Raw genomic sequence first — 19,519 nt, 5'->3', positions numbered from 1 at the left:
GGCGGTGCAAAGCGCGACTACGTCGCTAGAAGGCGACGCGCGCCCGTCCCAACATCCGGTCGCCGCTGTGCCGCCGGTCGCCGATCGCCGCCACCACGCGATCGTCGTTCAGATCGGTCCCGACATAGTCGAGTGCCAGCGTCAGCGGCCCCGTCACATGCTCGACGCCCAACCGCCAGTCGACATAGCGTCCCCCCGGTCGCAGCCGATCGGCACGTGCGGCATCGTCGACCGCGCCCGACGAACGCCCGATCCCGCCGACCAGCGTGAACGGGGTCATCGGAATGCCCGCCACCGCCTGCGCCGACAGATACAGGTTGCTGCCCCCGATCGCTTGTTGCGGCGGGGCATAGAGCGCACCGGCAGTCAGTTCGACCGGTCCCAGCGTATAGCGCGCATCGCCGCCGAACTCGGCATAGTCCGTGCCCCGCGCCGCGCCGGCAAACACATGCCCGATCGCCCGTGCACGCAGCTGAAACGCCCCGACATCGCGAACGAAGGCGATGCCCAGATCGGCCACCGCGTCCGCCCCGTCCTGCCGTACCGATCCGCGCAGGGCCGCCACGCGGGCATCCAGTTCGAACGCGCCCAGCGTCAGCGCCGCATCGCCAGAGATCGACGCCCGCCCCTCGCTCCAGCTCAACCCGCGACGACGTTCGTCCGTCGTCGCCTCCACCCCGACCGAGGGCAAGGATTGCGCCTGCGCCGCCGCCGTCACCAGCAGCGACATGACGCCGAATGCGATCCGTCCGATCATCCTGCCTGCATCGTCCCATGCATCCGGTCGATTTCGGCGTGCAGCACCGGGTGATCTTCCTGCGCCAGCTGCACCAATCGTGCCTGCAGCATGTCGCTGCGGCGGGCGACCTCATCGGCGATCGCCGTCTTCTGCGTGCTGCACCAGCCGGGTCGGCTTCCCTCGACGATCCTGTCCTGGATAAAGGACCGCGCCAACGTCGATCCCGATGCGTGCCGTGCCTGTCGTTCGACGACCAGACCCGCCCGCCACAAACAGCGCAGCGTCGACGGCCGCCCGCCGGCACCCACCGTCCCGATCTGCTGATGGGTTACCTGCACATCGGCAGTGTAATCCGTCTGTACCGTGCCGGTGCGGTGATCGATCCGCGCGCTGTGCGCCATGCCACCCTGCGGCGCGAGCATCGTCGCCCCCAGCAACAGCCCGACCAATCCGAATGCCATCCCTTCTCTCCTGTATCCTGCTGCGGTCGGCCCCGGCCCATGCTGGCCGGTGACCGTTCCGGACATTTGTCCGATACGTACATAACCGATGGGAAACGATGCACGTTCCGAAATTTGCCGCGGCAACGCTTTGTTACGAAACGAAAACGCCGTCCGAAGGCACTCCTCCGGACGGCGTATCGCTGAACAAACGGCGCCGGTAACGGCACCGATCGGTTACTTCATGTGCGCGCTCAGCAGCTTGTTCATTTCGAACATCGAGCACGACTTCTTGCCGAACAGCTTTTCCAGCGTCTCGTCCGCCAGGATTTCGCGCTTGTCCTTCGGGTTCTGCAGGTCGTGCTTCTTGATGTATTCCCACATCTTGCTGACGACTTCGCTGCGGGGCAGCGGGTCGGACCCGGTGATCTTCGCCAGATCGGCCGACGGCGTCACCGGCTTCGCGATTCCGCCCCGGGCGCCGCCGGTCGTCGTGGTTTCCTTGGCCATATTATTCCTCCTAATCCCCCTGCGAACCGCGCTTCTTCAGCGCGGCAGGTCGATGGTTATGCAAGGTTCCGAACCGCTTGTCGCGGGGGAATTGCGACAAACCGTACCGTCAATCCCACGAAATTCCCCCATCGACCGCTATTTCCAGCTCCGACCGGTTCAGAAACCGAACCGGGCACGTACCCCGTAGAAACGCGGCATGGCGGGATAGACGCCGTAGGTGCCGGTCTGTTCCGGAATCGCGAAGCCCGAGATGTTGTAATATTGGTTCGTGATATTCTCGACAAAGAACTCCAGCTGCTTGCTGCGATCCTCGGTCGCCACGCCGATCTTGCCGTTCAGCAGCGGATAGCCGTCATTGCCGACCGCCGTCGCCCCGGTGCCGTCGCGGACGATCGACACGTCGCTGTTGTAGCGCATGTCGACATGGAACAGCGCGTTCAGCGTGCTGGTGAGGCGCGGGGTCCAGGTCGCGGCAACGGTGACGACGTTGCGCGGCTGGTTCAGGAACTGGCGGCCATTCTGGTTCTGCAGCGGCGTGCCGGTGAAGTTGTTGCTCGCGTCATACGACGCATCGAGCAGCGTATAGCCCAGGCGGAAGCTCAGTTCGCGGATCGGCTGGATCAGCGATTCCAGTTCGATACCCTTCGCGGTCGACTTGGGCACATTCTGCACGACGAAGCTGTTCCCGGCAAAGATCAGCGACTGAAGCCCCTTGAACTTCTGGTAGAAGAACGCCGCGTTGAACGAGAATTGCCGCGTCAGGCTGGTCTTGAGGCCCAGTTCGTAGCTGTCGACCGTCTCCGCCCCGAATTCCAGATCGGTCGCCTGCGCGCCGTCGCCGCCCAGCACCGTGGTGTTGAAGCTCGCCTGGTCGAGATTGTAACCGCCCGACTTGAACCCGCGATCATAGCTGGCATAGCCCAGCACGTCGGGCGTGAATTTGTAGGCGAGCTTGGCGGTGCCGGTCAGGCGGCTTTCCGACCGCTTGTGGCTGTAATTGCCGTTGAACTCGCTCGACACCGCCGGATTGCAGCTGAGCAGGAACAGGTTCTGGAACAACGCCGGACTCGCCTGGCGGATCAGGTTGCGATAGGTAACCGCCCGCGGATCATTGCCGAGGAAGAAGCCGCACGCCGCCGGATTGCTGTTGATCGACGCCGCCAGCTCCTTGCGCTCGTAATTGTAGCGCAGGCCCAGCGTCAGCGAGAGCTTGTCGTTGAAGTTGATGATGTTGTGCGTGAACAGCGCGAAGGCGTTGGTATCGACCTGGAAATCGTCGTTATTGTTGCCCTGTCCGGCGACGTTCGGGGTCAGCGGCGTGTTCAGATAATTGAACAGCGCCGATCCCGGAGGGGCCGCCTGCTGCAACGCCGCGCTCTGTGCATAGAGCAGCTGCCCGAACAGCGGCACCGTACCGGTCGGCAGCGCCGCGCCGCCGCGCAGCGACGTCACCAGCTGGGTAAAGGTCGGCACGTTGAAGCTGCCGAAGAACTGCGCCTGACGCCCGATACCGCCCGCCGAGGGCGGCGCGCCCAGCACGCCCGCCAGCAGCGTGTCGACATAGCGGTTGGCGTCGTTGCCCAGCCGCACCGTGTCGCGCAGGTTCAGCTTCTCGTTGAGGTAGAAGCCGCCGACGAGGAAATCGAGCTTCCCATCGAACAGCTGCCCCTGCAACCGCACTTCCTGCGTGATGTCGCGCAGCGCGGAGCGGTACCCGTCGCGATAGGCGCGATCGATGCCCGAATAATCGATGTCCTGGTTCCGCAGCACGCGGAAGTCGCGATAGGCGCTGATCGAGGTCAGCTTCAGCGCGCCGACATCGGCATTGATCTCGCCGGAGATACCCCAGTCGCGCACCGCCTCGCCATAATCGCGGTTCGGCGATGCCGCCATCTTCCGGTCCGACGGGGCGCCGGTGTAGATGCCGGTGCGGCCCTGCTGCGACGCGATCGCCTGGATCGCGGCCGCGGTGGACCCGCGCGTCCCACTGACCACGCCGCAGCACTGCTCGTCGGTCTTGTAGTAATCGCCGATCAGGCGGAAGCTGAATGCCGAGGTGTCGTACAGTGCCTGGCCGCGGACGTACCAGCGGTTGATGTCGTTGAACGCACGGTCGGAATTGACGTCCTCGATATAGCCGTCGCGCTTGCGATAGCCGCCATCGATGCGCAGCGCGAGCTGTTCGCTGACCGGCCCGGTCAGCGCGCCCTTCAGTTCGTACGCGTTGAAATTGCCGTATTCGCCCTCGACATAACCGCCCAGGTCGAACTTCGGCATCGCGGTGGTCACCGACAGCGCCCCTGCCGAGGTATTGCGCCCGAACAATGTCCCCTGCGGCCCGCGCAGCACTTCGACGCGCTCGATCTCGGGCAATTCGGCGATGGCGATGCCCGCCCGGGAACGGAACACGCCGTCGATGAACACGCCGACCGCCGGTTCGAAGCCGGGATTGTCGCCCGCCGTGCCAACCCCGCGAATCGACAGCGAGGTCGACACTGCCGAGGACTGGCCGGTGGTCGTCTGGAGCGAGGGCGCCAGCTGTTCCAGGCCGCGAATGTCGCGCACGCCGGCATCGTCGAGCAGCTGTGCGTTCACCGCGGTCACCGCGATCGGCACGTTCTGGATCGTTTCGGCGCGGCGGTTGGCGGTCACGATGATCTCGTTCCCCCAATCATCGTCGCCCTGTGCCGTAGCGGCACCGGGCGCGGCCGGCGCCGTCGGCGTTTCGGCGGAAGCGGTCGGCGTGGTCTGCGCCAGCGCCGGCACGGCGCCCGCGACCATCGACAGGGCTGTCGCGGTCAGCAGGTGGAACTTCTTCATGGCATCCCCTCTTCCTCAGCTGCCGATATGGTCCGGCTATGCAGGTTGCATTTGGTGACGAAGCATCTATCCCGCGTCAACGGGCAACCTGCATCAACGGCACGCTTTCATCGGCGAACGGGTATGGAAGCCACAGTTGCGGCGGCGCAGGGGATCGCCCCGGTCGTCCATGAAAAGTCGAAGATCGGGAATGGAACACGACGATGTGTGATGCGAACGACGATGCCGATGGCGGCGAACTGGTCGGCCCCGCGCCCAAAATTCCGGTTCCCGACGATGTTGCGGACGCGATCCGCACGCTGATCCGCTGGACCGGCGACGATCCCGATCGCGAAGGACTGCTCGATACGCCACTCCGCGTCGCGCGCGCGTGGAAGGAATATACGCAGGGCTATGCCGAGGACCCCGCCCATCACCTCGACCGCGTGTTCGAGGAAGTAGGCGGCTATGACGAGATCGTGCTGCTGCGCGACATTCCGTTCCAATCGCATTGCGAACACCATATGGCGCCGATCATCGGCAAGGCGCATATCGCCTATCTGCCGAAGGACCATGTCGTCGGCATCTCGAAGCTCGCCCGTGTCCTGCACGGCTATGCCCGGCGGTTGCAGGTACAGGAGCGACTGACGGCGCAAGTCGCCGACTGCATCTGGAACGGCCTGCGCCCGCGCGGGGTGGCGGTCGTGATCGAGGCGACCCATGGCTGCATGACCTCGCGCGGGGTGCGCACGCCGGGCGTCACCATGACGACCAGCCGGATGATGGGCGTGTTCCGCGACGATGAACGCAGCCGCAAGGAAGTGCTGTCGCTGATCGCACGCGGGTGACGGAACGGCGGCGGCGCGCGGGACGTTGCAACGCCATGATCCGTCCCCTCGCCTGCCTCCTCGCCGCAGCGGCGGTCACCGCCTGCTCCGCCGAACCACCCGCCGCCGCCGATGCAACCGATGCCGCGCGCCCGGTGGGATCGGTCGGTGGCGTGGCGCCCGCACCCACGCCGTTGCCGGCGGTGGCCCGTGGCCTGCCCGATACGCCCGAACCGCACGAAGCACCTGAATTACAACCGATGGTCTATGCCGATTTCAAGGACAGGGACCTGCTCGGCTCCGGCTGTTCGTTCCGCACCGTGCCGCGCGGGCCGGTCCTGTTGCTGGTCCGCGACCAGGGCGACGGCTTGGTCAAGTTCGACAAGCGCCTGCGCCGCATCACCGCCGCGACGCCGGGCCGCGAGGCGATCCAGAGCGGCGGCATCCTGGCAGGGGACAAGGTGTCGTTCGCCGTCGATCGCCCGGCCGCCAATACGGACCCAGCGTCGGATTCGACGCGGCAATGGCCCGCCACGCTGACCATGCGGACCGCCGATGGCGGCGAGCGCATCTATCGCGACGGCCGTTGGGAATGCGGCAGCTGATCGACCCGATTGCGTCGCGGCCACAGGCATTCTAGAGCGGGCGCCTGGCCTCGTAGCTCAGCTGGACAGAGCGCCGCTTTCCTAAAGCGGGCGTCGGGGGTTCGAGTCCCTCCGAGGCCACCAGCCTTCCCCAATACTCCGTTCGGTTCGAGCAGCTTCGAGCCTGTCGAGAAGCGACAGTCGAGAACCCTGTGTTCGAGGCACGCCCTTCTCGACGTCGGTTCTCGACAAGCTCGAACCTGCGCTCGAAGCAAACGGGTTGGCATTGTAGGAGGGTTGAGGACTAATTCGCCCGCTCGGGCGGAACGACCGGCAGCGGGAGCGGCGCGATCGGCACGCCCTCGTCTACCAGTGCCTTCGCCTCCTCGCGCGTGGCCTGCCCATGGATCGGGGCGTGATCGGCATCGCCGATGTGCATCGCCCGTGCGCGATCGGCAAAGGCGCGGCCGACCCACTCGCTGCCCGACAGCGCCTCCTTCTGCGCCTTGGCCAGCGCGGCCAGCGCAACCTTCATCGCCTCGGGCGGCGGTCCCGCCGGCCGGTCGCCCTTGGGGGCGATGTTCGGGGCCATCACCGCCTTGGCGATCCTCGCATCGTCGCACATCGGACAACGGATCAGCGCGCGTTCGCGCTGGTCGGCATAGGCATCACTCGACGCGAACCACGCTTCGAACACATGGGCATTGCCGCAACGCAGGTCGAAGACGATCACGCCACGACCTCGACCGACGGGACCGGGCGGCGATGGTCCAGCACCGGCACCCGCGCGCGCACCGCCGCGACCTGTGCCGGGTCGATCTCGACCATGCCGATCCCCGCCGCCTCGCCCATGTCGAGCAGAACCTTGCCCCACGGATCGATCACCAGCGAATGGCCATAGGTCGCACGGCCATCGGCATGGACCCCGGTCTGCGCCGCCGCGACGACGAACGCCCCCGCCTCGATCGCCCTGGCACGCAACAGCACGTGCCAATGCGCCTGTCCGGTCGGCACGGTGAAAGCGGCCGGCACCGACAGGATCGTCGCCCCTTCATCGCTCATCGCGCGGAACAGGTCGGCAAAGCGCAGGTCGTAACAGATTGACAGCCCCATCGCTCCGGCGGGCGTGGCGACCACACAGGCGCGATCGCCCGGCACATAGCTCGCCGATTCACGCCAGCTTTCGCCACTCGGCAGCGTTACGTCGAACAGATGCAGCTTGTCGTACGTCGCACGAACCCCGCCATCGCCATCGATCACATAGCCGCGGTTGGCCAGCCGACCATCGTCGCGCCGAATCGCCAACGATCCCAGATGGACCCAGATACCGGCCCGCGCCGCTGCATCCCGCACCGCCCGCAATACCCGATCGTCCGTCTCGGTCGCGATCGACGCGGCGGCGCGTTCACGGTCCCGATCGATCAGCCCGGACATTTCGGGTGTGAACAGGATCGCCGCGCCCTCCGCCGACGCCCGCTCGATCGCGTCCACCAGCACCGCCGCATTGGCATCGGGATCGATGCCGGCGGTCATCTGGAGCAGCGCAAGCTTCATGCCGTCAGCAACGCGTCCAGCCTGCCTTCACGCTCCAGCGCGGCAAGGTCGTCGGACCCGCCGACATGGGTTTCGCCGATGAAGATCTGCGGCACGGTGGTCCGGCCGTTCGACTTCGCCAGCATCTCCTGCCGCTTCGGGCCGCCCATGCTGATGTCGATCTCTTCATACGCGGCGCCCTTCTCGTCGAGCAGCCGCTTGGCGCGCGTGCAATAGGGGCAGAATGCCTTGGTATAGATGATGATGCTTGCCATGCCGTTCAGTTGTGTCCGCTTCGGCCCCTTGTCAATCATCCGCACCGACGACCCGTGCCCAGCACAGGACCATGACCCGCGCCGCGCCCGCCCGGCGGAGCGCCGCGGCGCAGGCGTCGACCGTCGCGCCGCTGGTATGAACATCGTCGACCAGCACCACCGATTGCCCGGCGACCGTCGCCGGATCGCTGACGACGAACGCCCCGCGCACCGCCTTGGCCCGCGCGCGCCCGTTCATGCCCCTGAGCGGCGGCGTGGCGCGGGTCCGGCGCAGGGCATCACGCAGCATCGGCACGCCGCGCATCCGTCCCAGCGCCGCGGCGATCAGCACCGACTGATTATATCCCCGCGTCCATAGCCGCCGCCGATGCAGCGGTACCGGGACCAGGCAGGTCGCATCCGCCGCCAAGTGCCGGAGCATCAGCCGCGCCATCGTCGTGGCCAGCGCCAGCCGCCCCCCATATTTCAGCTTGAGCGCAACGTCGCGCGCCACCGGGCCATAGGCGACCGCCGCCCGCACCCCGTCATGCACCGGCAGCCGGACGAGACACGGCCCGCACCGCATCCCCGGTCCCTGATCGATCGCCATCGGCATACCACAGGCCGCGCAGGCCGGGTCGCCAAGGAACCGCAATCCCGCCCAGCAGGTCGCACAGAAGCGATGGTCCGCCTCCACCACCGTCCCGCATCCGGGACAGCGCGGGGGGATCGCCAGGGCGACGAGTTGCGCGATCGCGGCGATAGGCAAGCGGGCAAGGCGCATCGCATACCCTTGTCGCCGCGCCCGCCGCCCGGCACAAGGCCGGCGTGACCGCTCCCGATCTCTTCGCCCGCCCGCGCCGCCGCCTGCACCGCGACCGCGCCCAGCCGGACTTCGCCCGCGCCGACTTCCTGCATCGCTACATGCTGGAGGGGATCGAGGACCGGTTGCAGGCGGTGACGCGCAGCTTTTCCGACGTCCTCGACCTGGGCTGCGCCGATGCCGCCTTCACCCCGCCGCCCGGCGCGCGGGTGGTGCGCTTCGACCCCGGCTTTGCCTTTGCCCGTGCGGCGGGCGGGGTACAGGGCGATGAGGACCGGCTGCCCTTCGCCGATGGCGCGTTCGATCTGGTGGTGTCGGTCGGCGTGCTGGACAGTGTGAACGACCTGCCCGGCGCGCTGACGCTGATCCGCCGCAGCCTGCGGCCCGACGGCCTGTTCCTCGCCGCCTTCACCGGGGGCCGCACGCTCGCCACGCTGCGCCAGTCGCTGCTGGCGGCGGAGGCGGATCGCCCGGCGGGGCGCGTCCATCCGCAGATCGACCTGCGCTCTGCCGGCGACCTGCTGGTGCGCGCCGGCTTCGCGCTCCCGGTCGCCGATTCGGAAACGCTGACCGTGCGCTATGCGGGGCTGGGCAAGCTGGTCGACGATCTGCGCGGCATGGGCGCGACCGGCCTGCTGGAACCGGCACCGCTGGGCCGCGCCGGGCTGGTCGCCGCCGCATCGGCCTTTGCCGACCGGGCCGATGCCGATGGCCGCACCGCCGAAGCGTTCGAGGTCATCTACCTGACCGGCTGGGCACCCGCCCCCAGCCAGCCGCAACCGGCGCGTCGCGGCAGCGCCACTGCCTCGCTCGCCGACACGCTGCGCCCGCCCACCTAGACCAGCGCCTCCAGCAATCCGATCAGTGGCCGGTCGGCGGGCGGCATCGGCAGCGCGTGCAGCTGCACCGGCCGCAGCCATTGCAGCGCCGTCGCGTGGCGCGCGGCCGGAATTCCCTGCCACTTGCGCAGCGCATAGAGCAGCAGCAACAGATGCCGCTCGCCCAGCGCCTCGCTGGCAAAGGCCGCCGGGGCCAGGCACTGGTGATCGACCACGACGCCCAGTTCCTCGTCCAGTTCGCGCACCAGCGCTGCCTCCGGCGTTTCGCCCGCCTCGACCTTGCCGCCGGGAAATTCCCACAGCCCGGCCATGGACGTGCCCGGCGGACGCTGCTGCACCAGTACGCGGCCATCCCCGTCGATCATCGCGGCGGCGGTTACCAGTAAAATCGGGACCGGGGTGGACGACACTTTGTTAACCTCGCTCGACATAGGGATTGGTGTACGTTCATCAGGAGCCAGCCGTCATGCGTTCATTCCTGCGCCCCTTGCGCAGCCTGTGGCGGGACCAGCGTGGTGGTACCGCCATCGAATACGGGATGATCCTCGCGCTGATCGTGATCGGCCTGATCGCGGCCGTGTCCAGCCTGGGCAAGGTGACCAGCGACATGTGGAACGGCGTGACCCTGAACGTTACGCAGAACGGACCGCGCGGTTAACCATCATAATGGTTCCTCCACGATTCCTTTAAACTTTTGTCAACCGCGCTCCCGTTACTTTGCCCCAGTCGAACGGAACCTGGTTTCGAACGGCCGGGAATTGAAGCACGCAGAACCATGGAGCAGATTATGCAGAAGATCCGTACCTTCCTGAAGAACAGCAAGGGTGCCACCGCGATCGAATACGGCCTGATCGCAGCGCTGATCGCCGTCGCCGCCATCGCCGCCATGCAGGGTCTGGGCAACCAGCTGAAGCTGACCTTCGGCAACGTCACTGCCAACATGAAGGCGTCGTAAGGCGTAAGCCACGACCGATGGGGCGGCGGGACGGGGGTTCCGCCGCCCCATTTTTTTGTCCGCGAACACCGGCATCGCCGGCCCCCTCCGCGGCACGCCGCCCGGTTACAGGCGACCCATCGCCAGGAATTTCGCGCGCCGCGACTGGCGCAGCGCCGCGCCGTCCTGCGCGGACAGCGCGTTCAGCTCCCCATCGATCGCATCGCCCAGCGCCGCTATCGCACCCGCCGGGTCGCGATGCGCCGCGCCCAGAGGTTCAGCGACGATCCGGTCGATCACGCCCAGCGCCTTCAGGTCCTGCGCCGTCACCCGCATCGCTTCGGCTGCTTCTGGCGCCTTGTCGGCCGTCCGCCACAGGATCGAGGCGCAGCCTTCGGGAGAGATCACCGAATAGACCGCGTGTTCCATCATCAGCACCCGGTTGCCCGCCGCCAGCGCGATCGCGCCGCCCGAGCCGCCTTCACCCAGAATAGCCGACACCATCGGCACGCCCAAATTCAGCGCCGCCTCGGTCGAACGCGCGATCGCCTCGGCCTGGCCGCGCTCCTCGGCCTGGATACCGGGAAACGCGCCCGACGTATCGACCAGCGTCACGACCGGCAGCCCGAACCGGTCGGCCAGCTGCATCAGGCGGATCGCCTTGCGATAGCCCTCGGGCTTGCCCATGCCGAAATTGTGGCGCAGCCGCGTCGCGGTATCGTCGCCCTTTTCATGGCCGATCACCATGACCTTGCGTCCACGGAACCGCCCGATCCCGCCGAGGATCGCCTGGTCGTCGGCAAAGGCGCGGTCGCCGCCCAGCGGCATGAAATCTTCCACCAGGCCGGCGACATAATGCTTGAAATGCGGCCGTTCGGGATGGCGGGCGACCTGCGTCTTCTGCCACGGGGTCAGCTTCGCATAGGTTTCGCGCAGCAGCCGGTCCGATTTGGTCTGCAATCGCCCGATCTCGGTCGCGATGTCCAGTTCGCCATCGGCGGCGGTATCGCGCAGTTCGTCGATACGCGCCTGCAGCTCGGCGATGGGTTTTTCGAAATCAAGGAAGGTAGCCATGGTTCCGCGCCCTATGGCCGTGTCCGCCCTTCGTCAATCAGCGGGTGGCGTTCGTTCACCAGCTGCACCAGCCGCGACGCATCGACATGGGTATAGATTTCGGTGGTGGCGATATCGGCATGGCCCAGCATCGCCTGCAACGCGCGCAGGTCCGCACCCCCCTCCAGCAGGTGGGTCGCGAACGCATGGCGCAGCACGTGCGGGCTGATCCTGTCGGGCGCGATCCCCGCCTCCCCGGCCAGCGCCCGGACGATCTGGTACAGCCGCATCCGCGACAAATGCCCCTTGCCCGACGGGAACAGCCAGACGCTGTCACCCGGCACATGCGCCCGCCAGCGCGCCACGGCGGCCCGCGACCGATCGGACAGCGGCACCATCCGCTCGCGCCCGCCCTTGCCCTTCAGGATCATGTACGGCCGGTCCGACGCGATGCTCCCGCGCGGCAGCGACACCAGTTCGGTCGCGCGCAGCCCCGATCCGTACAGCAGTTCGAACAGCGCGGAGAGGCGCAGGTCGTTGCGATCGGGCGGTTCCCTTTGGGTCCGCGCATCGATCGCGGCGAACATCGCATTGATGTCCCGACTGGACAGCGTCTTCGGCAGCCCGCGCGACGTTCCCGGCCGGGGCAGCGCCGCGCCGGGATCGTCCGCCCGCAACCCTTCCTCCGCCAGAAACGCGAAGAACCGCCGGAGCGCCGCCGCCTTGCGCGCGACGGTCGCCTTGGCAAGGTCGGCCCAGCCATCGGCCAGCCGCCCGATCGCCACCGCATCCGCCCCGGCCAGCCGTCCGCCCAACGCCTCGGACGCCAGCGACAGGTCGGTACGATAGGCGGACAGCGTGTTGCGCGCCGCGCCCGCCTCCGCCGCCATCATCTCCAGAAAGCGGTCGATCAGCACCCGGTCACCGCCGGGCGCCATCACGACCGCGCGATCGCTTCCGCCGCGATCATCCGCGCCTCGCCCTCGCGTCCTGCCGCACGCAGCGCCGCGACGATGTGGAACAACGCCTCGGCCGGCACCCCGCGCCAATCGGAGGTCTGCATTCCGGTGGCCGCCAGCAATAGGACGGTGCCGCCCTCGCCGTTTACGCCCGCCCGGTCGATCGCATCGGTCCACGCGTTGCGCGCACCGACTGCGACGTTCAGCTCGCGCGCCATGCCCTGCACCTGATCGCGCGGCAGGCGGCCAAGTCCGGCCAGCGCCGCGAACAGCAACTGGCCCTTGCGCGCATTCTGCCCGGCATAGTCCGACACCGCTCCCGCCGTGACCGATCGGCCCATCGGATCGGCGACGGTCAGCATCGCCCAGCCATCGCTCCCCACCGGCACGACCCCGCGCCAGCGCAGCGCCGGCAGGTCCAGCCCGGCGGTCAGCATCGACGCGATCAGCTGATCGGCATCGCCGGCATGATCGGCGACCGGCGCGATCATCGCCGCCGCCCGCGCGGTCAGCACGCGGCGCGCATAGCCGAGCGGCGTGGTGATCGCCGGTTCCCAGAACTGCCGCAGCATCGCCAGCCGGTCGGCATCGCTGCCGGTAAAGGCGGTGCGCAGGTCGCTGGCCAGCGCCGTCTGCGTACTGGTCGCATCCTCATCGGTCGTCAGCTGAGCGTACAGGTCGACCAGCGCCTCGCTGGACAACACGCCCTGCGCTGCAGCAAGGTCGGCATCGGCCAGCCTTACGTTCGGCGCATATTGCGGCGCGGTCGCGTGCCAGTAGCGGACCTGCGGCCCCACCCCCCCGAACAGGCCGGCGGGCACCGGCGTCGCGCTGGCGGCGGCCATGCCGTATCGCCACGCGGTCAGCCGGTCGATGCCGTCCCATTCGATCGTCGCGGCACGGCGCCCCTGTGCGCCCTTGCCGACCAGCTTTTCGGCGAGCGCCACGTCGATCGCGCCGCCGCCCGGTGCCGCGCGCCGTGCCTGATCCACGATCCGACCGGCCTGCGCCGCCTCGCCCGACAGGCCAAGGCAGATGGCGTTGGCCAGCCGCCAACCGCGTTCGTTGGACACGCGCATCGCAGGCTGGGTCAACGGGCACAGACCGCCCGGATCACCGGTCGCCAGCATCGCCTGCATCGCGATCTGGAACAGTTTGGGCGTATAATTGTCGATGTCGACCGACTGGACCAGCGCGCGTGCCGGTGCCGCCTCGCCCATCCGCACCAGCAGCCACGCGCGCTCGGCGGCGAAATCAGCACCGTCGACGCCGCTGGGGGTGGCGATGTCGGACACCAGCGCCCGGCGCAGTCCGATCGAGACCCAGCGCGACACGACCGGCGCGTCGAGCGCGCGCATGACCCGCTGCAACCACGGCCCGTCACTGTCGCCGAACGCATTGCCGCCGAACGCACCACCCTGCCCGGCGATGCCGATGCTGGCGGTCGACCGCCGCGCATAATCGGGCAGTTCATATTGGCGCAGCGCTTCGGGGCTGATCGGCGTCGGGGTAGCGGTCGCGCTCGGCACCGGCGACGGCTCACCCCCCGGAACGGCGGGAACACCGGGCAACGGCTGCACGATCGGCGCGGCCGGCGCGAAATTCGGGGTGCCCGGCGCGGCGGGCGCCGCCGGTCGGCCGCTCGCCCGCGGGGTCGGCGTGGGGGCCGGCGCCGGCGCGTCGCCGAAACCGGGCGGCAACAGCGATTCGGGTACGTCCTGTCCGATCGCCGGCACCGCGACCGCGATCAGCGCGGCGGCGGCGATCCCGACGCGCAACCGGTCAGTTGGCGAGGTTTTCAAGCGAAACCGCCTTTTCGATCTGGGTCGGCTGCTGCTCGGTCGACCGTCCCGCCAGAACGAACATGCCCGCGACCAGCGCGACGAGGACGACGAGGAGAATGACAAGCGAACGCGACATGGATCAGATCGTCCCGAATACGATGGGCCAGGAAAAATACGGCGACGGGCCTTTTGCCCGATCGGCGGGGCGGCTGTATAGCCCCTCCCGCAATGCTGCAAATTCAAGACTCCTTGCCCCAACCCACCCCCCGCTGGACCGGTCGCCCGATCGTGCTGGTCGGGTTGATGGGCGTCGGCAAATCCACGGTCGGCCGCCGCCTGGCGCAGCGGATGAAGCTCGATTTCGTCGATGCCGACAATGAAATCGAACATGCCGCCGGCATGACCATCGCCGAAATCTTCGAACGCTTCGGCGAGGACCATTTTCGCGACGGCGAACGCCGTGTCATCGCCCGGCTGATCGATGGCACGCCAAAGATCATCGCGACCGGTGGCGGGGCCTTCATGCAGGCGGACACCCGCGACCTGATCCTGGGACAGGCGCTGGCGATCTGGCTCGACGCGTCGCCAGCCGTATTGGCCGACCGGGTGCGCCGCCGCGACACAAGGCCGCTGTTGCGCGGGAAGGACCCGCAAAAGGTGCTTACCGAACTCGCCCGCGTCCGAAACCCGGTCTATGCGCTTGCGCCGATCCATGTCGTCAGCCAGCACGCGCCGCACGACGCCACCGTCTCCGCCATCCTGAAAGCCATCGGCCAATGACCGTCATCCCCGTCGACCTCGGCACCCGCAGCTACGACATCGTGATCGAGGACGGCGTACTGGCGCGCGCCGGCGACCATCTGGGTCCGATCGCACGCGGGCGGCGGATGGTGATCGTCGCCGATGCGCAGGTGTCGATGCACGTCGCCACCCTGCGCGACTCCCTGACCGCGTGCGGAGTCGTGAGCGAGGCGATCGAGATTCCGGCGGGGGAAGGGTCCAAGAGCTGGGCCACGCTCGAATCGCTGCTTGATTCGCTGCTGGCGCTGGGCGTGGAGCGCGGAGACCATATCGTTGCGCTGGGCGGCGGGGTGATCGGTGATCTGGTCGGCTTTGCCGCCGCGATCCTGAAGCGCGGCTGCGGCTTCGTACAGGTGCCGACGACGCTGCTCGCGCAGGTCGATTCGTCGGTCGGCGGCAAGACCGGGATCAACACCCGCGCCGGCAAGAACCTCGTCGGCGCCTTTCATCAGCCCGCACTGGTGCTGATCGATCCGACGACGCTCGACACGCTTGCCCCCCGCGAAGTCCGCGCCGGCTATGCCGAGGTCGTGAAATACGGGCTGATCGACGATCCCGAATTCTTTGCGTGGTGCGAATCGCACGGCACCGCGCTGTTGCTCGGCGATCCGGCGGCCCGCACCCACGCCATCGCCCGCTCGGTCAGCGCCAAGGCGCGGATCGTCGGCGCCGACGAACGCGAGACGACCGGCACGCGCGCGCTGCTCAATCTTGGCCACACCTTCGGCCATGCGCTGGAGGCGGAGGCCGGCTTCGACGGATCGCTGCTGCACGGCGAGGGGGTTGCGGCCGGCATGGCGCTGGCCTTTGCCTATAGCGCCGAACAGGGGCTGTGCCGCGCCGAGGACGCGCAACGGGTCGCCGCCCATCTGCGCAACGCCGGACTGCCCGACGGCCTTGCCGCCGCCGGCACCACTGCCTCTGGCGAGACGCTGGTCGGCCATATGCTGCACGACAAGAAGCGCGAGGGCGGCACGCTGCCCTTCCTCCTCGCCCGCGGCATCGGCCAGACCTATCTGGACCGCTCGGTCGATCTGGGACAGGTCGCCGCCTTCCTCGATCGGCAGCCGCGCTGATGCCGCAGGGGGTCGCCAAGCGCGACCTGCCGACGAAGGTCTGCCCGGTATGCGACCGTCCGTTCGCGTGGCGCAAGAAATGGGCGCGCGACTGGGACAATGTCGTCTACTGCTCCGACCGCTGCCGACGGACCGGTAAGGGGAATTGACCCGATTGCCGGCCCCTTGGCACCGACAGCCCCGATCATGCGCCTTCAGGGAATGTCGCGCTGCTGCGCCTCCTGGTCGCGCCGCCATGCGAACCAGTTCCGCAGCATCGCCTGGGTACAGCCGGTCTGCCCGCCCGTTCCCACGACCGAACAGCTGTTGGGCCGCCCGACACGGGCCTCTTCCATCGCGCTGTCGGCCCTGACCGCCCAGCTTGCGCCCGCCGACGACTTGTCGGGCGGATTGCGGAACCGCTTGGGAATGCGATAGCGTTCATTCTCGCCTAGGCGCGCGCAGACCACGATCTCGTCGTCGCTGTCGGGCTTGGGACAGGCTTCCTCGCCATAGACGGTGGCGTTGCGCACCCGCTGCGGCGGCGGTTCGGGCGGCGTGTCCTGCGCCAGCGCGGGCGCCGCTACCGCCAGAGCAAGTCCCGCCAAACCCCAACGCGCCATAGTCGTAACTCCTGATCCGCCGTCCATACGCGACCGCACCGATGACCACGACATGAACGCGCGAAGATTTCCTGCCGTTGCACCCTGCCGACAGGACGCTATGGCGGTGCCATGATCCTCGTCATCGACAATTACGACAGCTTCACCTGGAACCTCGTCCATTACCTGATGGAACTGGGCGTGGAGGTCCGCGTCGAACGCAACGACGGCATGACCGCGGCGGACGCGCTGGCCAGCAATGCACAGGGATTCCTGATCTCCCCCGGCCCCTGCACCCCGACCGAGGCCGGCATCTCGCTCGACCTCGTTGCCGCTTGCGCCGAAGCACGGCGCCCGCTGCTCGGCGTCTGCCTCGGTCATCAGGCGATCGGCCAGCATTTCGGGGGAAGGGTCGTGCGCGGCGGGCTGATGCACGGCAAGACGTCGCCGATCGAGCATGACGGCACCGGCGTCTTTACCGGCCTCCCCTCGCCGTTCACCGCGACCCGCTATCACTCGCTGATCGTGACCGATATTCCGGAGGTGCTGGCGGTCAACGCCACTGCGTCGGACGGCAGCGTCATGGGCTTCCGCCACCGTGAGTTGCCCATCCACGGCGTGCAGTTCCACCCGGAAAGCATCGCCACCGAACATGGCCACGCCATGCTCGCCAATTTCCTGAAGGACGCGGGCCTTTCCGCGACGATGCCGGCATGACCGTCACCACCCTGCTCCCCGATCCGTCGACGCCGCTCAGCCACCAGAGTGCTGCCGAAGCGTTCGCCGCGATCCTCGACGGCACGGTGTCGGACGACGCCATCGCGACCTTCCTGACCGACCTCGCCATTCGCGGCGAGACGAGCATCGAGATTGCCGAGGCCGCCCGCGCGCTGCGCCACCGGATGATCCCGATCGACGGCCCGGCCGGCGCGATCGACGTGTGCGGCACCGGCGGAGACGGGCACCATACCCTCAACGTCTCCACCGCCGTCAGCCTGGTCGTCGCCGCCAGCGGCGTGCCCGTCGCCAAGCACGGCAACCGCGCCGCCTCCAGCAAGGCGGGGGCCGCCGACACCCTCGAAGCCCTCGGCCTCGATATGGGTCTGGCCGGCGCGATGGCCGAAGCGACGCTCAACGACATCGGCATCGCCTTCCTCTTCGCTGCCAACCATCATCCGGCGATGAAGCGCATCACCCCCATCCGCCAGCGGATCGGGCGCCGCACCATCTTCAACCTGATGGGACCGCTCGCCAATCCCGCGCGCACCACCCGCCAACTGATCGGCATCGCCCGCCCCGATTACGCGACCGTCTATGCCGAGGCGATGGAGCTGCTCGGCGCCGAAACCGCGCTGATCGTGTCGGGCGAGGAGGGGCTGGACGAAATCTCCGGCGCCGGCCCCACCATCGTCGTGCCCGTCGGCATGACCATGGCCGACCGCATCGTGCCCGAGGATGCCGGCCTCACCCGCCATCCGATCAGCGCGATCCGCGGCGGCGATGCCGCACATAACGCCGCCGCCCTGCGCGCCCTGCTGCGCGGTCAGAAGGGTCCCTATCGCGACGCGGTGCTGCTCAATTCTGCCGCTGCGCTGCTGATCGCCGATACCGCCACCGACCTGCGCGATGGCGCGGAACGCGCCGCCGAGGTCATCGATTCGGGCGCCGCCGACCGCCTGCTCGACCAATGGATCGCCTATTCATGACGATGCTCGACACCATCCTCGCCACCAAGCGCGCCGAAGTCGCCGCTCGCAGCGCCCGCGGCAGCATTGCCGACCTCGACGCCCGCGCCAGCGAACGAAGCGCCCCGCGCGGCTTCCGCGCCGCGCTCGATGCCAAGCCCGGCCATGCGCTGATTGCCGAGATCAAGAAGGCCAGCCCGTCCAAGGGGCTGATCCGCGCCGATTTCGATCCCCCTGCCCATGCCCGCGCCTATCAGGCGGGTGGTGCGGCGTGCCTGTCGGTCCTGACCGATATCGACTATTTCCAGGGCGCCGACGACTATCTGGTCGCCGCCCGTGCCGCGTGCGACCTGCCCGTCCTGCGCAAGGACTTCAACGTCGATCCGTGGCAGGTGGCCGAGGCCCGCGCGCTGGGCGCCGACGCGATCCTCATCATCGTCGCCGCGCTGTCGGACGCGCAAATGGCGGAGATCGAGGCCGCCGCCATCGAACGTGGCGTGGACGTGCTGGTCGAGGTCCACGACCGCGCCGAACTGGACCGCGCGCTAGCACTACAGTCGCGCCTGATCGGCGTAAACAACCGCAATCTGAAGGACTTCACGGTCAGTTTTGAGCGGACCTATGAACTGGTCGCCCACGCCCCTGCCGGCTGCACCTTCGTCGCCGAAAGCGGCCTGACGTCCCGCGCGGACCTCGATGCGATGGCCGAGCGCGGCGTCCGCTGCTTCCTGATCGGCGAGGCGTTGATGCGTCACGCCGATGTCGAGGCGGCGACGCGGGCGATGATCGCTTGAGCCTCACCCATCTCGACGCCGATGGCAGCGCGCGCATGGTCGATGTCGGCGGCAAGGTTGCAACCCGCCGCCAGGCCATCGCCACCGGCCGCATCGTAATGGCAGCCGAAGCACTGACCGCGATCCGCGACGGGCTGGTCAAGAAGGGCGACGTCCTCGCCGTCGCCCGCGTCGCCGGCATCATGGCGGCCAAGCGCACCAGCGACCTGATCCCGCTGTGCCACCCCCTGCCGCTGACCAAGGCATCGGTCGAGTTCGCGTTCGAAGCCGATGCCATCCGCGTCACCGCAACAGCCGCGACCGATGGCAAGACCGGCGTGGAAATGGAAGCATTGACAGCGACTTCGGCCGCACTCCTCACCATCTATGACATGGCGAAGGCAATTGACAAGGCGATGACGATCGAGGGCGTGTGCCTGCTGGAAAAACAGGGTGGCAAGTCGGGTGACTGGGCGCGGGATTGAATCCCCCCTTATCGTCATCCCCGCGAAGTCGGGGATT

The 19,519-nt window shown here is 68.1% G+C and carries 26 protein-coding genes and 1 tRNA gene; 13 read left to right on the top strand and 14 right to left on the bottom strand.

Features of this window, described 5'->3' with window-relative positions:
* Positions 1–25: 25 nt before the first annotated feature.
* The 4 genes from QZ755_RS01645 to QZ755_RS01630 all read right to left on the bottom strand — a co-directional run bounded on the left by QZ755_RS01645 (position 26) and on the right by QZ755_RS01630 (position 4,512).
* Entirely contained in the window at positions 26–757 is a 732-nt protein-coding gene (locus tag QZ755_RS01645) for a TorF family putative porin (protein WP_294318975.1), read from the bottom strand.
* Positions 754–1,200 (bottom strand): hypothetical protein, encoded by a 447-nt coding sequence (locus tag QZ755_RS01640; RefSeq protein WP_294318972.1) that lies wholly within the window; start codon positions 1,198–1,200, stop codon positions 754–756. Before QZ755_RS01640 ends, QZ755_RS01645 begins: the two co-directional genes overlap by 4 nt.
* Positions 1,201–1,416: 216 nt before the next feature.
* Positions 1,417–1,689 carry an SWIB/MDM2 domain-containing protein gene (locus QZ755_RS01635; protein WP_055761337.1) on the bottom strand — a complete coding sequence of 91 codons (273 nt, stop codon included), beginning with the start codon at positions 1,687–1,689 and terminating at the stop codon, positions 1,417–1,419.
* Positions 1,690–1,848: 159 nt separating this feature from the next.
* Positions 1,849–4,512 (bottom strand): TonB-dependent receptor, encoded by a 2,664-nt coding sequence (locus QZ755_RS01630; RefSeq protein ID WP_294318969.1) that lies wholly within the window; start codon positions 4,510–4,512, stop codon positions 1,849–1,851.
* Positions 4,513–4,715: 203 nt separating this feature from the next.
* On the opposite strand from QZ755_RS01630, the gene folE reads away from it, so the two are divergent.
* The 3 genes from folE (at position 4,716) to QZ755_RS01615 (ending at position 6,046) form a co-directional block, all read left to right on the top strand.
* On the top strand, positions 4,716–5,339 hold the full coding sequence (gene folE / locus QZ755_RS01625) for a GTP cyclohydrolase I FolE (RefSeq protein WP_294318967.1): 624 nt from the start codon (positions 4,716–4,718) through the stop codon (positions 5,337–5,339).
* A gap of 35 nt (positions 5,340–5,374) precedes the next feature.
* Entirely contained in the window at positions 5,375–5,923 is a 549-nt protein-coding gene (locus QZ755_RS01620; protein WP_294318964.1) for a hypothetical protein, read from the top strand.
* Positions 5,924–5,969: 46 nt separating this feature from the next.
* A tRNA-Arg gene (locus QZ755_RS01615) sits at positions 5,970–6,046 on the top strand.
* A 160-nt stretch (positions 6,047–6,206) separates the two neighbouring features.
* Here the strand turns inward: QZ755_RS01615 and QZ755_RS01610 are convergent.
* Genes QZ755_RS01610 through QZ755_RS01595 form a run of 4 tightly spaced genes read right to left on the bottom strand, consistent with a single transcriptional unit; the run spans position 6,207 to position 8,473 of the window.
* Positions 6,207–6,635 (bottom strand): DUF1178 family protein, encoded by a 429-nt coding sequence (locus QZ755_RS01610; RefSeq protein WP_294318962.1) that lies wholly within the window; start codon positions 6,633–6,635, stop codon positions 6,207–6,209.
* Positions 6,632–7,456, bottom strand: a complete 825-nt coding sequence (locus tag QZ755_RS01605; RefSeq protein WP_294318960.1) for a carbon-nitrogen hydrolase family protein — start codon at positions 7,454–7,456, stop codon at positions 6,632–6,634. Before QZ755_RS01605 ends, QZ755_RS01610 begins: the two co-directional genes overlap by 4 nt.
* Complete coding sequence (gene grxC / locus QZ755_RS01600) at positions 7,453–7,710, bottom strand: glutaredoxin 3 (protein ID WP_294319081.1); 258 nt, start codon at positions 7,708–7,710, stop codon at positions 7,453–7,455. The genes QZ755_RS01605 and grxC overlap by 4 nt, the downstream gene beginning before the upstream one ends.
* A 31-nt stretch (positions 7,711–7,741) precedes the next feature.
* The gene (locus tag QZ755_RS01595; protein ID WP_294318958.1) at positions 7,742–8,473 is read right to left on the bottom strand and encodes a ComF family protein; all 732 of its coding nucleotides are present in this window, start codon (positions 8,471–8,473) and stop codon (positions 7,742–7,744) included.
* Positions 8,474–8,517: 44 nt separating this feature from the next.
* Here QZ755_RS01595 and QZ755_RS01590 point away from each other — a divergent pair, with 44 nt between their 5' ends.
* Complete coding sequence (locus tag QZ755_RS01590; RefSeq protein ID WP_294318956.1) at positions 8,518–9,351, top strand: class I SAM-dependent methyltransferase; 834 nt, start codon at positions 8,518–8,520, stop codon at positions 9,349–9,351.
* Here the strand turns inward: QZ755_RS01590 and QZ755_RS01585 are convergent.
* Positions 9,348–9,716, bottom strand: a complete 369-nt coding sequence (locus QZ755_RS01585) for a (deoxy)nucleoside triphosphate pyrophosphohydrolase (RefSeq protein ID WP_294318953.1) — start codon at positions 9,714–9,716, stop codon at positions 9,348–9,350. The genes QZ755_RS01590 and QZ755_RS01585 overlap by 4 nt on opposite strands.
* A gap of 101 nt (positions 9,717–9,817) precedes the next feature.
* Here QZ755_RS01585 and QZ755_RS01580 point away from each other — a divergent pair, with 101 nt between their 5' ends.
* Both QZ755_RS01580 and QZ755_RS01575 read left to right on the top strand, forming a co-directional pair.
* On the top strand, positions 9,818–10,009 hold the full coding sequence (locus QZ755_RS01580) for a Flp family type IVb pilin (RefSeq protein WP_294318950.1): 192 nt from the start codon (positions 9,818–9,820) through the stop codon (positions 10,007–10,009).
* Positions 10,010–10,138: 129 nt separating this feature from the next.
* On the top strand, positions 10,139–10,306 hold the full coding sequence (locus QZ755_RS01575; protein ID WP_055761707.1) for a Flp family type IVb pilin: 168 nt from the start codon (positions 10,139–10,141) through the stop codon (positions 10,304–10,306).
* 105 nt (positions 10,307–10,411) lie between these two features.
* On the opposite strand, the gene QZ755_RS01570 is transcribed toward QZ755_RS01575, so the two are convergent.
* The 4 genes from QZ755_RS01570 to QZ755_RS01555 are packed head-to-tail and all read right to left on the bottom strand — an operon-like array spanning position 10,412 to position 14,217.
* Positions 10,412–11,359 carry an acetyl-CoA carboxylase carboxyltransferase subunit alpha gene (locus QZ755_RS01570; protein WP_294318945.1) on the bottom strand — a complete coding sequence of 316 codons (948 nt, stop codon included), beginning with the start codon at positions 11,357–11,359 and terminating at the stop codon, positions 10,412–10,414.
* 11 nt (positions 11,360–11,370) lie between these two features.
* Positions 11,371–12,276 carry a tyrosine-type recombinase/integrase gene (locus QZ755_RS01565; RefSeq protein WP_294319079.1) on the bottom strand — a complete coding sequence of 302 codons (906 nt, stop codon included), beginning with the start codon at positions 12,274–12,276 and terminating at the stop codon, positions 11,371–11,373.
* Positions 12,276–14,099: a hypothetical protein gene (locus QZ755_RS01560; protein WP_294318942.1), complete on the bottom strand. Its 1,824-nt coding sequence runs from the start codon at positions 14,097–14,099 to the stop codon at positions 12,276–12,278. The genes QZ755_RS01565 and QZ755_RS01560 overlap by 1 nt, the downstream gene beginning before the upstream one ends.
* Positions 14,080–14,217, bottom strand: a complete 138-nt coding sequence (locus QZ755_RS01555; protein WP_164523848.1) for a hypothetical protein — start codon at positions 14,215–14,217, stop codon at positions 14,080–14,082. Before QZ755_RS01555 ends, QZ755_RS01560 begins: the two co-directional genes overlap by 20 nt.
* Before the next feature lie 113 nt (positions 14,218–14,330).
* Between QZ755_RS01555 and QZ755_RS01550 the strand changes: the two genes are divergently transcribed.
* From QZ755_RS01550 to QZ755_RS01540, 3 genes are read left to right on the top strand one after another with little or no spacing between them, the layout of a single operon-like run.
* Positions 14,331–14,861, top strand: a complete 531-nt coding sequence (locus tag QZ755_RS01550) for a shikimate kinase (protein ID WP_294318940.1) — start codon at positions 14,331–14,333, stop codon at positions 14,859–14,861.
* Positions 14,858–15,958, top strand: a complete 1,101-nt coding sequence (aroB, locus tag QZ755_RS01545; RefSeq protein ID WP_294318937.1) for a 3-dehydroquinate synthase — start codon at positions 14,858–14,860, stop codon at positions 15,956–15,958. The genes QZ755_RS01550 and aroB overlap by 4 nt, the downstream gene beginning before the upstream one ends.
* On the top strand, positions 15,958–16,107 hold the full coding sequence (locus QZ755_RS01540; RefSeq protein WP_294318934.1) for a DUF2256 domain-containing protein: 150 nt from the start codon (positions 15,958–15,960) through the stop codon (positions 16,105–16,107). The genes aroB and QZ755_RS01540 overlap by 1 nt, the downstream gene beginning before the upstream one ends.
* A 45-nt stretch (positions 16,108–16,152) precedes the next feature.
* Here the strand turns inward: QZ755_RS01540 and QZ755_RS01535 are convergent, their stop codons facing one another.
* Positions 16,153–16,560, bottom strand: coding sequence for a hypothetical protein (locus tag QZ755_RS01535; RefSeq protein WP_294318933.1), 408 nt, complete (start codon positions 16,558–16,560; stop codon positions 16,153–16,155).
* Between the two features lie 111 nt (positions 16,561–16,671).
* Between QZ755_RS01535 and QZ755_RS01530 the strand changes: the two genes are divergently transcribed.
* The 4 genes from QZ755_RS01530 to moaC are packed head-to-tail and all read left to right on the top strand — an operon-like array spanning position 16,672 to position 19,482.
* Positions 16,672–17,256, top strand: a complete 585-nt coding sequence (locus QZ755_RS01530; protein ID WP_294318930.1) for an aminodeoxychorismate/anthranilate synthase component II — start codon at positions 16,672–16,674, stop codon at positions 17,254–17,256.
* Complete coding sequence (gene trpD / locus QZ755_RS01525; RefSeq protein WP_294318928.1) at positions 17,253–18,245, top strand: anthranilate phosphoribosyltransferase; 993 nt, start codon at positions 17,253–17,255, stop codon at positions 18,243–18,245. Before QZ755_RS01530 ends, trpD begins: the two co-directional genes overlap by 4 nt.
* Positions 18,242–19,018, top strand: a complete 777-nt coding sequence (gene trpC, locus QZ755_RS01520; protein ID WP_294318925.1) for an indole-3-glycerol phosphate synthase TrpC — start codon at positions 18,242–18,244, stop codon at positions 19,016–19,018. Before trpD ends, trpC begins: the two co-directional genes overlap by 4 nt.
* A complete protein-coding gene (gene moaC, locus QZ755_RS01515) occupies positions 19,015–19,482 on the top strand; it encodes a cyclic pyranopterin monophosphate synthase MoaC (RefSeq protein WP_294318922.1) in 468 nt (155 codons plus the stop codon). Before trpC ends, moaC begins: the two co-directional genes overlap by 4 nt.
* Positions 19,483–19,519: the final 37 nt, after the last annotated feature.

Origin of the sequence: uncultured Sphingomonas sp. (assembly GCF_913776855.1) — a bacterium.
Classification (GTDB): Bacteria; Pseudomonadota; Alphaproteobacteria; order Sphingomonadales; family Sphingomonadaceae; genus Sphingomonas.
The sequence above is the reverse complement of the archived record's forward strand: the minus strand, read 5'-3'. Positions and strand labels throughout refer to the sequence as shown.

Bases quoted from the DNA above. Each gene is read 5' to 3' on its own strand.
- QZ755_RS01645 (WP_294318975.1), bottom strand. From the start codon at position 757: ATGATCGGACGGATCGCATTCGGCGTCATGTCGCTGCTGGTGACGGCG.
- QZ755_RS01640 (WP_294318972.1), bottom strand. From the start codon at position 1,200: ATGGCATTCGGATTGGTCGGGCTGTTGCTGGGGGCGACGATGCTCGCG.
- QZ755_RS01635 (WP_055761337.1), bottom strand. From the start codon at position 1,689: ATGGCCAAGGAAACCACGACGACCGGCGGCGCCCGGGGCGGAATCGCG.
- QZ755_RS01630 (WP_294318969.1), bottom strand. From the start codon at position 4,512: ATGAAGAAGTTCCACCTGCTGACCGCGACAGCCCTGTCGATGGTCGCG.
- folE (WP_294318967.1), top strand. From the start codon at position 4,716: ATGTGTGATGCGAACGACGATGCCGATGGCGGCGAACTGGTCGGCCCC.
- QZ755_RS01620 (WP_294318964.1), top strand. From the start codon at position 5,375: ATGATCCGTCCCCTCGCCTGCCTCCTCGCCGCAGCGGCGGTCACCGCC.
- QZ755_RS01605 (WP_294318960.1), bottom strand. From the start codon at position 7,456: ATGAAGCTTGCGCTGCTCCAGATGACCGCCGGCATCGATCCCGATGCC.
- grxC (WP_294319081.1), bottom strand. From the start codon at position 7,710: ATGGCAAGCATCATCATCTATACCAAGGCATTCTGCCCCTATTGCACG.
- QZ755_RS01595 (WP_294318958.1), bottom strand. From the start codon at position 8,473: ATGCGCCTTGCCCGCTTGCCTATCGCCGCGATCGCGCAACTCGTCGCC.
- QZ755_RS01585 (WP_294318953.1), bottom strand. From the start codon at position 9,716: ATGATCGACGGGGATGGCCGCGTACTGGTGCAGCAGCGTCCGCCGGGC.
- QZ755_RS01580 (WP_294318950.1), top strand. From the start codon at position 9,818: ATGCGTTCATTCCTGCGCCCCTTGCGCAGCCTGTGGCGGGACCAGCGT.
- QZ755_RS01575 (WP_055761707.1), top strand. From the start codon at position 10,139: ATGCAGAAGATCCGTACCTTCCTGAAGAACAGCAAGGGTGCCACCGCG.
- QZ755_RS01570 (WP_294318945.1), bottom strand. From the start codon at position 11,359: ATGGCTACCTTCCTTGATTTCGAAAAACCCATCGCCGAGCTGCAGGCG.
- QZ755_RS01565 (WP_294319079.1), bottom strand. From the start codon at position 12,276: ATGGCGCCCGGCGGTGACCGGGTGCTGATCGACCGCTTTCTGGAGATG.
- QZ755_RS01555 (WP_164523848.1), bottom strand. From the start codon at position 14,217: ATGTCGCGTTCGCTTGTCATTCTCCTCGTCGTCCTCGTCGCGCTGGTC.
- aroB (WP_294318937.1), top strand. From the start codon at position 14,858: ATGACCGTCATCCCCGTCGACCTCGGCACCCGCAGCTACGACATCGTG.
- QZ755_RS01540 (WP_294318934.1), top strand. From the start codon at position 15,958: ATGCCGCAGGGGGTCGCCAAGCGCGACCTGCCGACGAAGGTCTGCCCG.
- QZ755_RS01535 (WP_294318933.1), bottom strand. From the start codon at position 16,560: ATGGCGCGTTGGGGTTTGGCGGGACTTGCTCTGGCGGTAGCGGCGCCC.
- QZ755_RS01530 (WP_294318930.1), top strand. From the start codon at position 16,672: ATGATCCTCGTCATCGACAATTACGACAGCTTCACCTGGAACCTCGTC.
- trpD (WP_294318928.1), top strand. From the start codon at position 17,253: ATGACCGTCACCACCCTGCTCCCCGATCCGTCGACGCCGCTCAGCCAC.
- trpC (WP_294318925.1), top strand. From the start codon at position 18,242: ATGACGATGCTCGACACCATCCTCGCCACCAAGCGCGCCGAAGTCGCC.